Origin of the sequence: Pseudomonas sp. R76 (genome assembly GCF_009834565.1) — a bacterium.
In the GTDB taxonomy this organism is placed as follows: domain Bacteria; phylum Pseudomonadota; class Gammaproteobacteria; order Pseudomonadales; family Pseudomonadaceae; genus Aquipseudomonas.
Genome location: NZ_CP019428.1, coordinates 6,678,900 through 6,691,521 on the forward strand (window position 1 = coordinate 6,678,900; position 12,622 = coordinate 6,691,521).

The 12,622-nt window shown below is 61.0% G+C and carries 11 protein-coding genes; 3 read left to right on the forward strand and 8 right to left on the reverse strand.

Going from position 1 to position 12,622, the window contains the following annotated elements:
* Nucleotides 1–9: 9 nt before the first annotated feature.
* The 3 genes from PspR76_RS30360 to PspR76_RS30370 form a co-directional block, all read right to left on the reverse strand.
* Nucleotides 10–2,043 carry an ABC transporter permease subunit gene (locus tag PspR76_RS30360; RefSeq protein WP_174245691.1) on the reverse strand — a complete coding sequence of 678 codons (2,034 nt, stop codon included), beginning with the start codon at nucleotides 2,041–2,043 and terminating at the stop codon, nucleotides 10–12.
* A 483-nt stretch (nucleotides 2,044–2,526) separates the two neighbouring features.
* Nucleotides 2,527–3,513 carry a phosphate ABC transporter substrate-binding protein PstS gene (locus PspR76_RS30365; protein ID WP_106575903.1) on the reverse strand — a complete coding sequence of 329 codons (987 nt, stop codon included), beginning with the start codon at nucleotides 3,511–3,513 and terminating at the stop codon, nucleotides 2,527–2,529.
* Between the two features lie 293 nt (nucleotides 3,514–3,806).
* Nucleotides 3,807–5,096: an MFS transporter gene (locus tag PspR76_RS30370; RefSeq protein ID WP_159961121.1), complete on the reverse strand. Its 1,290-nt coding sequence runs from the start codon at nucleotides 5,094–5,096 to the stop codon at nucleotides 3,807–3,809.
* 455 nt (nucleotides 5,097–5,551) lie between these two features.
* Between PspR76_RS30370 and PspR76_RS30375 the strand changes: the two genes are divergently transcribed.
* Both PspR76_RS30375 and PspR76_RS30380 read left to right on the forward strand, forming a co-directional pair.
* Nucleotides 5,552–5,956, forward strand: coding sequence for an acyl-CoA thioesterase (locus PspR76_RS30375; RefSeq protein WP_003176975.1), 405 nt, complete (start codon nucleotides 5,552–5,554; stop codon nucleotides 5,954–5,956).
* A gap of 57 nt (nucleotides 5,957–6,013) precedes the next feature.
* Nucleotides 6,014–6,913, forward strand: coding sequence for a D-hexose-6-phosphate mutarotase (locus tag PspR76_RS30380; protein ID WP_159961122.1), 900 nt, complete (start codon nucleotides 6,014–6,016; stop codon nucleotides 6,911–6,913).
* Between the two features lie 117 nt (nucleotides 6,914–7,030).
* Here the strand turns inward: PspR76_RS30380 and PspR76_RS30385 are convergent, their stop codons facing one another.
* From PspR76_RS30385 to PspR76_RS30405, 5 genes are all read right to left on the reverse strand, one after another.
* Complete coding sequence (locus PspR76_RS30385) at nucleotides 7,031–7,567, reverse strand: DUF3299 domain-containing protein (protein ID WP_050784921.1); 537 nt, start codon at nucleotides 7,565–7,567, stop codon at nucleotides 7,031–7,033.
* Nucleotides 7,568–7,644: 77 nt separating this feature from the next.
* The gene (locus PspR76_RS30390; protein ID WP_010168336.1) at nucleotides 7,645–7,890 is read right to left on the reverse strand and encodes a GlsB/YeaQ/YmgE family stress response membrane protein; all 246 of its coding nucleotides are present in this window, start codon (nucleotides 7,888–7,890) and stop codon (nucleotides 7,645–7,647) included.
* A gap of 106 nt (nucleotides 7,891–7,996) precedes the next feature.
* Nucleotides 7,997–9,082, reverse strand: a complete 1,086-nt coding sequence (locus tag PspR76_RS30395) for a 5-(carboxyamino)imidazole ribonucleotide synthase (protein ID WP_083356067.1) — start codon at nucleotides 9,080–9,082, stop codon at nucleotides 7,997–7,999.
* Nucleotides 9,083–9,094: 12 nt separating this feature from the next.
* A complete protein-coding gene (purE, locus tag PspR76_RS30400) occupies nucleotides 9,095–9,586 on the reverse strand; it encodes a 5-(carboxyamino)imidazole ribonucleotide mutase (RefSeq protein ID WP_003195648.1) in 492 nt (163 codons plus the stop codon).
* 347 nt (nucleotides 9,587–9,933) lie between these two features.
* On the reverse strand, nucleotides 9,934–10,857 hold the full coding sequence (locus tag PspR76_RS30405) for a LysR substrate-binding domain-containing protein (protein WP_159961123.1): 924 nt from the start codon (nucleotides 10,855–10,857) through the stop codon (nucleotides 9,934–9,936).
* Nucleotides 10,858–11,039: 182 nt separating this feature from the next.
* Between PspR76_RS30405 and aspA the strand changes: the two genes are divergently transcribed.
* Entirely contained in the window at nucleotides 11,040–12,464 is a 1,425-nt protein-coding gene (gene aspA / locus PspR76_RS30410) for an aspartate ammonia-lyase (protein WP_053258714.1), read from the forward strand.
* The last annotated feature ends 158 nt before the right edge of the window (nucleotides 12,465–12,622 follow it).

The window sequence follows — 12,622 nt, forward strand, 5'->3', positions numbered from 1 at the left end:
CTACCTTTCTTAAAGCGACGAGTATTTCTTGCGCAGACGCTGACGAATCAGCTCGGCGAGGGTGTTCATGATGAAGGTGAACAGCAGCAGCACCAGCGCCGAGAGGAACAGCACGCGGTAGTGGCTGCCGCCGACTTCCGACTCGGGCATTTCCACCGCGACGTTGGCTGCCAGGGTGCGCAGGCCTTCGAACAGGTTCATCTCCATCACCGGGGTGTTACCGGTGGCCATCAACACGATCATGGTTTCGCCGACCGCACGGCCCATGCCGATCATCAGCGCCGAGAAAATCCCCGGGCTGGCGGTCAGGATCACCACGCGGGTCATGGTCTGCCACGGCGTGGCGCCCAGGGCCAGGGAACCCAGGGTCAGGCCGCGCGGCACGCTGAACACGGCGTCTTCGGCGATGGAGTAGATGTTCGGGATCACCGCAAAGCCCATGGCCAAACCGACTACCAGAGCGTTGCGCTGGTCGTAGGTGATGCCCAGGTCGTGGGAGATCCACATGCGCATGTCGCCGCCGAAGAACCAGGTTTCCAGGTACGGGCTCATGTACAGCGAGAGCCAGCCCACAAACAGGATCACCGGGATCAGGATCGCGCTTTCCCAACCATCGGGAACGCGCAGGCGGATCGACTCAGGCAGGCGGCTGAAGACAAAACCGGCCACCAGGATGCCAATCGGCAGCAGCATCAGCAGGCTGAAAATCCCCGGCAAATGCCCTTCTACATACGGCGCCAGGAACAGGCCGGCGAAGAAACCGAGGATCACCGTCGGCATCGCTTCCATCAACTCGATCACCGGCTTGACCTTGCGGCGCAGGCTCGGGGCCATGAAGTAAGCGGTGTAGATCGCGGCGGCAACCGCCAGCGGTGCGGCCAGCAGCATGGCGTAGAACGCAGCCTTCAATGTACCGAAGGTCAGCGGCGCCAGGCTCATCTTGGGCTCGAAGTCGGTGTTGGCGGCGGTCGATTGCCAGACGTATTTAGGCTCGTCGTAGTTTTCGTACCAGACCTTGCTCCACAACGCGCTCCACGAAACTTCCGGGTGCGGGTTATCGAGCAGCAGCGGTTGCAGCTTGCCGCCAGCTTCGACGATCACGCGGTTGGCGCGCGGCGACATGCCGAAAATGCCCGTGCCATCAACCACCGGGTCCACCAACAGCGTGCGGTGGGCGGTGCTGTGGAACACGCCGAACTTGCCGGAAGCGTCGAGCGCGGTAAAGCCTTTGCGACGCTCTTCAGCAGTGATTTCCACGATCGGCGTGGTGCCCATCTGGAAGGTGCGGATCTGTTTCAGACGCTGCTCGCCGTCCGGGTCACGGGCCATGAACCACTGGGCCAGGCCGCCCTTGGAGTTGCCGACGATCAACGAGATACCGCCCACCAGCTGAGTGCTGGCGGTGATTTCGGCGTTGCCGTCTTCAAGCAGTTTGTAGCGACCGTTAAGGCTGTTGTCGCGCAGGCTGAACACATCGGCGAGGGCGCGACCGTTGATCACATACAGCCACTGCTGGCGTGGGTCGATGAAGATCGCCTTCACCGGCTCAGTCATTTGCGGCAGCTCGATGCGCTTCTGCTCGCTGGTGACTTCGCCAGTCATCATGTTTTCTTCGCGGCTCAGGGCCAGCACGTTCAGGTGCGAACCGGCGGAGCCTGCCACCACCAGCGAGGAGTCGGTGGCGTTGAGGGCGACGTGTTCCAGTGGGCGGCCGGCGTCATCGAGCACGATGGGCGTTTCGCCGTAAGGGTATTCAATTGCCGGCGTAATGGTTTTCTTGCCGTCCGGGTAGGACACCTTATAGGTGTGGCGGAACACCAGGGACTGGCCATTCGACAGACCGAGCACCACCAGCGGGCTGCCCGGTTGGTCTTCACCGATGGAGGCAACGCTGGCACCGGCCGGCAGCGGCAAGTCGACACGCTTGAGCTCGGCACCGGTGTCCACATTGAAGAACAGCGCCTGGCCCTTGTCGGAAACCCGCATGGCAACCTGGTTCTGTTCTTCGAGGGAGATCATCAACGGCTTGCCGGCATCCTGGATCCAGGCGGGCGTCAGCGCGTCTTCCTTGGTCAGCGAGGCACCTTGGAACAACGGCGCGACGACGTAGGCAAGAAAGAAGAAAATCAGGGTGATGGCGCCGAGGACGGCGAGGCCGCCGACCAGCACGTACCAACGGGTCAGGCGATCTTTGAGCGCGCGGATGCGGCGCTTGCGTTGCAGCTCAGGCGTATTGAAATCAATGCGCTTGGGGGGAGAAGTCGTCGTCATGGTGGAATTGGCCAGATCATTCATGCGCACACCCTAGCGATCCTGTATGACAGAAAGATGACAATGCAGTGACGCAAGAAATCCGCCGCGGAGCAGGGCTGGCAGCGGATTAAAAAATTAGGGGTGTAGAGGGTTAGTGTGGGAGCGGGCTTGCCCGCGATGGCATCAATACAGTTTCAACTCTAAACCGTGTCGCCAGCATCGCGGGCAAGCCCGCTCCCACAAAAAACAACGTCTGCACCGGGTATCGCAGGCTTAGTTGCCTTCTTTCAGACCCAGGTCAGCCAGGGCCTTGGCGGCGACTTTGGCTGGCAGTGGGATGTAGCCGTCTTTGACGACCACTTCCTGGCCCTGTTTGGACAGAACCAGCTTCACGAACTCAGCTTCCAGCGGAGCCAGAGGCTTGTTCGGGGCCTTGTTGACGTACACGTAGAGGAAGCGCGACAGCGGGTATTTGCCGTTCAGGGCGTTTTCTTCGCTGTCTTCGATGAAGTCAGTGCTGCCTTTCTTGGCCAGGGCCACGGTCTTCACGCTGGCGGTTTTGTAGCCGATGCCCGAGTAACCGATGCCGTTCAGCGAAGAGCTGATCGACTGCACGACCGAAGCCGAGCCAGGTTGTTCGTTCACGTTTGGTTTGTAGTCGCCTTTGCACAGGGCTTCTTCTTTGAAGTAGCCGTAGGTGCCGGATACCGAGTTACGACCGAACAGTTGCACCGGCTTGTTGGCCAGGTCGCCGGTCACACCCAGGTCGCCCCAGGTTTTAACGTCGGCTTTAGCACCGCACAGGCGAGTAGAGGAGAAGATCGCGTCGACTTGTTCCATGGTCAGGTGCTGGATCGGGTTGTCCTTGTGCACGAACACCGCCAGGGCATCCACGGCAACCGGGATTGCGGTTGGCTTGTAGCCGTACTTCTGCTCGAAGGCCGCCAGTTCGGTGTCCTTCATTTTGCGGCTCATCGGGCCCAGGTTGGAGGTGCCTTCAGTCAGCGCAGGCGGTGCAGTGGCGGAGCCGGCAGCCTGAATCTGGATGTTGACGTTCGGGTATTCCTTTTTATAGGACTCAGCCCACAGGGTCATCAGGTTAGCCAGGGTGTCGGAACCAACGCTGGACAGGTTGCCCGATACACCGGTGGTCTTGGCGTAAGCCGGAATTGCCGGGTCAACACCAGCGGCTACCGCGTTAGCGGTGGCAACGCCAGCAGCGACAAAAGTCATTGCCGCCATCAAACGTTTCAGTTTCATGCCTTGCTCCTAGCAGATAGGGATAGTTGGATCGGGGCCAAGTATCGGTAGGCCGTGTGAACACTCTATGTCTGGAATATGACAATTAGATGAAAGGCCAGTATTTGTGAAAAACCTGACAGGAAGGGGAAAGATCAATAAATACGGGGCTTGCGAGGAAGTTGAGGCGCTTGAAGCGGTGTTTCAGAAATACTCTGTAATCTATGACCATTCCCACATCGTCGTGTAGGACTGAGCGCAGGGACGCGGAGCGTCCCAGGCGGCGTTCCCACGCAGAGCGTGGGAACAATCTCTTAGCGACCGCGCTTCCACAGGTACCCACCCACCAACGTCCCCATTACGCACAGCACAGCGACGTAGTAAGCAGGGCCCATCGGGCTTTCCTTCATCAGCAGCGACACCGCCAGCGGCGTCAAACCACCAAACACGGCATAGGCGACGTTATACGAGAACGACAACCCGCTGAAACGCACCACCGGCGGGAAAGCCTTCACCATCACGTACGGCACCACACCGATCACACCCACAAACAGACCAGTCAGGGTGTACAGCGGAAAGAGCCAGTTCGGGTGATCAAGCAGGCTGTGATACAGCGTCCACGACGTCGCCAACAGCAGCAAGCAACCGATGACCAACACGCGGCCTGCGCCAAAACGGTCGGCCAAGGCGCCGGAGGCGATGCAGCCCAGGCTCAGCGTGACAATCGCCAGGCTGTTGGCCTGCAGCGCCACGGTCGGGCTGAAGTGGTAGACGGTTTGCAGCACGGTCGGGGTCATCAGGATGACCACCACTACACCGGCCGACAGCAGCCAAGTCAGCAGCATCGACAGCACGATGGCGCCACGGTGGTCGCGCAATACCGCGCGCAATGGCAGCTCGGCGGCCAAGGTTTTGCGCTGCTGCATTTCGGCGAAGATCGGCGTTTCATGCAGCCAGCGGCGCAGGTACACCGAGAGCAGACCGAACACGCCGCCCAGCAGGAACGGGATTCGCCAGGCGTAATCCGACACCTGCTCCGGGCTGTAAAGGGTGTTGATGGCGGTGGCCACCAGCGAGCCGAGCAGGATGCCGGCGGTGAGGCCGCTGGTCAGGGTGCCGCAGGCGTAGCCGATGTGGCGCGGCGGCACGTGTTCGGAGACGAACACCCAGGCGCCCGGTACTTCGCCGCCGATCGCCGCGCCCTGAATTACGCGCATCAACAGCAGCAGGAGCGGCGCCCACAGGCCGATCTGCGCGTAAGTCGGCAGCAAGCCCATGATCAAGGTCGGCACGGCCATCATGAAGATGCTCAAGGTGAACATCTTCTTGCGGCCCAGCAGGTCACCGAAGTGCGCCATGATGATGCCGCCCAGCGGGCGTGCCAGGTAGCCGGCGGCGAAGATGCCGAAGGTCTGCATCATGCGCAGCCATTCCGGCATGTCGACGGGGAAGAACAGTTTCCCGACCACGGTGGCGAAAAACACGAAGATGATGAAGTCGTAGAACTCCAGCGCCCCGCCCAAGGCAGACAGCGACAGGGTTTTGTAGTCGTTGCGGGTCAGCGGGCGCGATGGTTGTGCACTGCTTGCGGGCACGGAGGACATGGCAAGGCTTCTCTTATAGTAATGACGGCAAGCCCGGGACTTGCGGCGGGTCTGGCAAGATAGCAAATCGCTTGAAAAAGCACAGCGTCCACCGAATAACACTTTGCAGGCGCGCGTTATTCCCCGTTTTTTCCCTTTATTAGCCATCAGAAGCACAGTTGCAGGAAAAAGCCGCATTACAGCCGTGATTTGCCGAACAAATGAGCGCCGGGAGGTCGTCGCGGCGCAAGCGTCTCGATATACTCGGCCCGTGCAAGCGCCAAACCCGCTGTCTTGAGGGGCTGCTGTGCCAAACCGTCGTTGGGTGCCATCCAGCCGATTTGGCAGAGTTTCCCTTTAGTTCGCCTTACGAGAAACGCATCGAGCGGTGTATGTTGGTGCTGAAACGTTTTTCCAGAAGACGGCTATCCACTTGAAATACCCATGAAGCGTCACGGGTCAGAGGCACCCTCGGCATGATCGAACTCGAACAAGAAGATCCTATCCCGCAAGGCGATCTCGCCCTGCAAATTACCGCACTCCCGCGCGAAACCAACGGTTTTGGCGATATTTTCGGCGGCTGGCTGGTCGCGCAGATGGACCTGGCCGGCACGGCCATGGCGAGCAAAGTCGCGGGTGGGCGTGTCGCCACCGTGGCCATCGATCGCATGGCGTTCCTGGTGCCGGTCGCGGTCGGCGCACAGCTGTCCTTCTACACCCAGGCCCTGGAAATCGGCCGCAGCTCGATTCAGATGATGGTCGAAGTGTGGAGCGACGACCCGCTGTCCAGCGAATGGCGCAAGGTAACCGAGGCAGTATTTGTGTTCGTGGCCATCGATGGCAGCGGCCGTACGCGCTCGGTTCCGTCGCGCGCGCGTTAAACATCGCCGGGTTTTGACGGTCAATTGCCCCATTGCCTGCCATTTGAGAGCACTGCTATGCCTACGCCCCACGTTGAAAGCATGAAAATCGACGAGCTGGACTGCTGGCGCTTCCGCCACAACGGCGCGCAAGTGCTGGTGGCCCAACAGGGCGCGCACATTTTCAGTTACCAGCGCCAGGGCGAGCAGCCGGTGATCTGGCAGAACCCTGAGGCCTTATTCAAACAGGGCAAAGGCATTCGGACCGGCGTGCCGGTGTGCTGGCCGTGGTTTGGCGTGTTCGACCGCAACCCGCAGAGCGTCAAGGCCATGCGCCAGAGCGATCAGCCTGCCGGTGCCCATGGTTTTGTGCGCACCGCACTGTGGGAACTGGCCGGGACCGAACTTGAAGGCGATGCATTGCGCGTCGACCTGGTACTGCCAGTGCCGGCGGGCGGTTTTCCCGGCTGGCCGCATCAGGTCGACCTGAAGCTGAGCCTGCTGTTGGACGATCAACTGCATATCCGCCTGACCAGCCATAACCGTGGCGACCATACCGTGACCCTGAGCCAGGCGCTGCACACTTATTTCGCCGTGAGCGATGTGCGCAACGTGCAGGTCGAAGGCCTGGACGGGCTGGCGTACGTCGACACGGCCGATGGCTGGAACAGCAAGCAGCAAGCCGGGCTGCTGCATTTTACTGCCGAGACCGACCGTATTTACCTGGATACGCCGTCGCAGCTGAGCATTGTCGACAAAGACTGGCAGCGCCGCCTCCAGCTCACCAGCCAAGGCTCGAATTCCACGGTGATCTGGAACCCGTGGACCGAACGCGCCAAGGCGCTCGACGACATGGCCGATGATGGCTGGCAGGGCATGCTGTGTATCGAGACGGCGAATGTGCTGGATGATGTGGTGAGCTTGGCGCCGGGCGAAAGCCATACGCTTGGCGTGAGCATCAGCGGCATACCTTTGTAGACGCCGATCAAACTGTGGGAGCTGGCTTGCCTGCGATAGCATCACCGCAGTGTGTCAGTAATACCGAGGCGCCTGCATCGCAGGCAAGCCAGCTCCCACATTGATTAGTGTTATGTCTTACAGATCGGACTCTTTTACCACCCGCACTTTCCCCGCATCCAGCGCGTACGCCGCATCCGCCAAATCGTTATTAACCTTCTCCACCTTCAAAGTGCCCGTGACCCACAGCGGCGTGTAGATATCGTCCAGCTTCAGCCCCTTGGGATAACGTACCAGCACCAACTGGTTCGGCGGCGGTGGCGGCACGTGGATGCAAGCGCCTGGGTACGGCACCAGGAAGAACAGCGTACTGCGGCCCTTGGCGTCGGTTTCCAGCGGCACCGGGTAACCGCCGATGCGGATGTTCTTGCCGTTCATCGCGGCCACGGTCTTGGTCGAATACATCACCGCCGGCAAGCCTTTGCTTTGCTTCAGGCCACCTTTGTCGGTGAACGTGCCTTGGGCTTCGGGGGAGTTGTGGTCGATCTCGGGCATGGCTTCGAGGGCTTTCTGGTCCGACAGCGGCATCAGGTCGAGCCAGTCGGTTTCCGGCAGTTCGCCGGCGTGCGCCAGGCCAGAGCCCAGCAAGAGGAGAGTCAACAGAAGACGGCGCATGGTGAGGCTCGGCAAGTACAGGTGGCGAGCATTCTAGCCCTCTGCGCCTGCGCAGCGCAGAGGGCTTTGTCGCTTAATTACTTTTTACGCAGCAGGCCGTAGATCACCAACAGCACGATGGCGCCGATCAGCGCACCGATAAAGCCCGCGCCCTGACCCGCCTGGTAGATGCCCAGGGCCTGACCACCGTAGGTGGCGACCAGGGAACCTGCGATACCCAGCAGGATGGTCATGATCCAGCCCATGCTGTCGTCGCCAGGCTTGAGGAAACGCGCCAGCAGGCCGACGATCAAGCCGATAAAAATGGTTCCGATGATACCCATGGCATTTCCCTCTGATTGAATGTGAGTCATGACAAAGCCTAGTCAGGCTTTGCCATCCTGCAATCAGAGAGACGGCGGCAACAGATGGTTCCCGCCGACTCCAGGGTTATTGCTCGGCGATCAGCGCTTCGACCTTGAGGATCTGCGCTTGCAGCGTCGCACGGTCTTTGCAGCGCAGGTTGGCGTGACCCACCTTGCGCCCGGCCTTGAAGGCCTTGCCGTAGTGATGCAGGTGGCAATCATCAATCGCGATCACGCGCTCAACCGGCGGCACCACACCGATGAAGTTAAGCATGGCGCTCTCGCCGACCTTGGCCGTGGAGCCCAACGGCAAGCCCGCCACCGCCCGCAGGTGGTTTTCGAACTGGCTGCACTCGGCGCCTTCGGTGGTCCAGTGCCCGGAGTTGTGCACACGCGGCGCGATTTCGTTGGCCTTGAGGCCACCGTCGACTTCAAAGAACTCGAACGCCATCACGCCGACGTAATCCAGCTGCTTGAGCACGCGGCTGGAATAGTCTTCGGCCAGGGCCTGCAGCGGGTGGTCGGTGCTGGCCACGGACAGCTTGAGAATGCCGCTGTCGTGGGTGTTGTGCACCAACGGGTAGAAGCGGGTTTCGCCATCGCGGGCACGCACGGCAATCAACGACACTTCACCGGTGAACGGCACGAAGCCTTCCAGCAAGCAGGCGACGCTGCCCAGCTCGGCGAAGGTGCCGACTACGTCAGCAGCGGTGCGCAGGACTTTCTGGCCCTTGCCGTCGTAACCCAGGGTGCGGGTTTTCAGCACAGCCGGCAGGCCGATGCTGGCAACGGCAGCGTCCAGATCCGCCTGGGACTGGATGTCGGCGAAAGCCGGCGTCGGAATGCCCAGGTCCTTGAACATGCTCTTTTCGAACCAGCGGTCGCGAGCGATGCGCAAGGCTTCGGCGCTCGGGTACACCGGCACGAACTGCGACAGGAAGGCCACGGTTTCGGCCGGGACGCTTTCGAATTCGAAGGTCACCAGGTCGACTTCATCGGCCAGTTGGCGCAGATGATCCGGGTCGCTGTAGTCAGCGCGCAGATGCTCACCCAGGGCTGCCGCGCAAGCGTCCGGCGCCGGGTCCAGGAAAGCGAAGTTCATCCCCAGCGGGGTTCCCGCCAGGGCCAGCATGCGGCCCAGCTGGCCGCCACCGATTACACCGATTTTCATCAATCAACAACCTCAGGCGATACGTGGGTCTGGATTGTCCAGCACGCTGTCTGTCTGCTCAGCACGGAATTTTTTCAGCACCGCGTGAAACTGCGGGTGCTTGGCGCCCAGGATGCTGGCGGACAGCAAGGCAGCGTTGATCGCGCCGGCCTTGCCAATCGCCAGGGTAGCCACCGGAATACCGGCCGGCATCTGCACGATGGACAACAGCGAATCCACGCCCGAGAGCATCGACGACTGCACCGGTACGCCAAGCACTGGCAGGTGAGTCTTGGCTGCACACATGCCTGGCAGGTGCGCCGCACCGCCGGCACCGGCGATGATCACCTCGATGCCACGGGATTCTGCTTCATCGGCATACTGGAACAGCAAATCCGGAGTGCGGTGGGCGGAGACCACTTTCACTTCGTAGGGAATGCCGAGTTTTTCCAGCATATCGGCGGTGTGGCTAAGGGTGGACCAATCGGACTTGGAGCCCATGATCACGCCAACCAATGCACTCATCGTCGTGCCTCTTCTCTCTGGGCGCCCGCAGGCGCGTCAAAAAACAACAAGCCACGCGGGAAATCCGGCGTGGCTTGTTGTACGAAATTTGGCCGGTTTGGACCGGCCGAAGGCCGCGCAGTATACCGTAATAATCCAGATAAACAGCCCCTGGAATGACCATCTGTCCAGTGGCGCAAACCAGCGGTTTTATTGACTTTCAGGTCAGCGAAAACACTATCGATAAACCATGCAAACTGGATCAATGTGGGAGCTGGCTTGCCTGCGATAGCATCGCCTGAATATGCCTGATGTACCGAGGCGTCTGCATCGCAGCGGTGCGGCGATCCGACAAGCCAGCTCCCACACTAACCGCGCTCCACTGGCGGGCTCTGCGCCGCCCCACCTTCCAACTTGCGCCACAACAACCGTACGTTGGCCTTGCGCACCAGGGCGCAGCGGTACAGGCGAATCTCCAGCGGCACATGCCACTGCGGGCCGCCGCACACCACCAGCTCACCCCGCGCCAACTCCGCCCGCACGCTCAAATGCGGCACCCAGGCAATGCCCAGGCCTTCCAGGGCCATGCTCTTGAGGCTGTCGGCCATGGCTGTTTCATAAATGGTGGTGAAACGCAGGGCGCGCTGACGCAGCAGCAGGTTCACCGAGCGCCCGAGAAATGCACCGGCGCTGTAGGCCAGCAACGGCACGCTGCCCTCACCCTCCAGGCCAAACAGCGGCTTGCCTTCGGCATCGGCTGCGCACACCGGGAGCATTTCGGTATTGCCCAGGTGCAGCGACGGGAAGATCTCCGGGTCCATCTGCATCGCCGCGTCCGGGTCGTAGAACGCCAGCATCAGATCGCAACCGCCTTCGCGCAAAGCGTGCACGGCGTCACCCACGTTGGTGGCAACCAGCCGCGTGGCGATGTTCAGGCCCTCATTGCGCAGTTGCGCGATCCAGCGTGGGAAGAAGCCCAATGCCAGCGAGTGCGCCGCCGCCACTTGCATGACTTCGCCCTGCCCGCCTTCCAGGTGATGCAAATGGCGCAAGACTTCACCGAGCTGCTCGACCACCGTGCGCGCAGTCACCAGGAACAACTGCCCCGCCGCCGTCAACTCAACCGGCGTGCGCGAGCGATTGACCAGCGTCAGGCCGAGCGCGGCTTCCAGGCTGCGGATACGACGACTGAACGCCGGCTGGGTGACAAAGCGTCGCTCCGCCGCCTGGGAAAAACTGCGAGTTGCCGCCAAGGCGCTGAAGTCTTCCAGCCATTTGCTCTCTAGGTTCATCACTTCCTCCCACGGGTACGCACCATTTTGGCACACACGCCCGCCATGATAACCGGGTCACACCTACATTATGCCGTTTGTGCATAGGCCAGTGTTTAACAGCATTGGCCCAAAAACTCCCACAAGCCTAGCATTCGCAGCGTTCCGGCCAGTTCCGGGTCCATATCGAGATGATTTCCGTCATGTCCTCCGCTGCATCATTCCGCACAGAAAAAGACCTGCTTGGCGTACTCGAAGTACCTGCTCAAGCGTATTACGGCATCCAGACCCTGCGAGCGGTGAATAACTTCCGCCTCTCGGGCGTTCCGATTTCGCATTACCCGAAATTGGTGGTCGGCCTGGCAATGGTCAAGCAAGCGGCCGCTGACGCCAACCGCGAGTTGGGCCAGCTCAGCGAAGCCAAGCACGCTGCCATCAGCGAAGCCTGTGCCCGCCTGATCCGCGGCGATTTCCACGAAGAGTTCGTGGTGGACATGATTCAAGGCGGCGCCGGCACTTCAACCAACATGAATGCCAACGAAGTCATCGCCAACATCGCGTTGGAGGCCATGGGCCACAACAAGGGCGAGTATCAGTACCTGCACCCTAACAACGACGTGAACATGGCGCAGTCGACCAACGACGCCTACCCAACCGCGATCCGCCTGGGTCTGCTGCTGGGCCATGACGCGCTGCTGGCCAGCCTAGACAGCCTGATTCAGGCGTTCGCCGCCAAAGGCGTCGAATTCAGCCACGTGCTGAAAATGGGCCGCACCCAATTGCAAGACGCTGTGCCGATGACCCTCGGCCAGGAATTCCGCGCTTTCGCCACCACCCTCGGTGAAGACCTGGCCCGCCTGAAAACCCTGGCGCCAGAGCTGCTGACCGAAGTGAACCTGGGCGGCACCGCCATCGGCACCGGCATCAACGCCGACCCGCGCTACCAGGCCCTGGCCGTACAGCGCCTGGCGCTGATCAGCGGTCAGCCGCTGGTGCCGGCAGCTGACCTGATCGAAGCGACTTCCGACATGGGCGCCTTCGTGCTGTTCTCCGGCATGCTCAAGCGTACCGCGGTGAAGCTGTCGAAGATCTGCAACGACCTGCGCCTGCTGTCCAGCGGCCCACGCACCGGCATCAACGAGATCAACCTGCCGGCACGCCAGCCAGGCAGCTCGATCATGCCCGGCAAGGTCAACCCGGTGATCCCGGAAGCCGTGAACCAGGTTGCATTCCAGGTTATCGGCAACGATTTGGCCCTGACCATGGCAGCCGAAGGCGGCCAACTGCAGCTGAACGTGATGGAGCCGCTGATCGCGTTCAAGATCTTCGACTCGATCCGCCTGCTGCAACGCGCCATGGACATGCTGCGCGAGCATTGCATTGTCGGCATCACCGCCAACGAAGCACGTTGCCGCGAACTGGTGGAGCATTCCATCGGCCTGGTGACCGCGCTGAACCCGTACATCGGCTATGAAAACGCCACCCGCATTGCGCGTATCGCCCTTGAAAGCGGCCGCGGCGTGCTGGAACTGGTGCGCGAAGAAGGCTTGCTCGACGACGCCATGCTCGACGACATCCTGCGCCCCGAAAACATGATTGCCCCACGTTTGGTCCCGCTGAAGGCCTAACGTTTGTTGCACCGCTCACCAGGTTGAGGGACTAGACACCTCTCACCTTTTGAGGGCCTGAAGGCTCGTTCTTCAGGCCCTTTTTTTTGCCTCAAGGTTGTGAAATGAAGCCCATAAAAACTCCAATATCGCCCCACAAACCCTCCTTGCCTGCAACA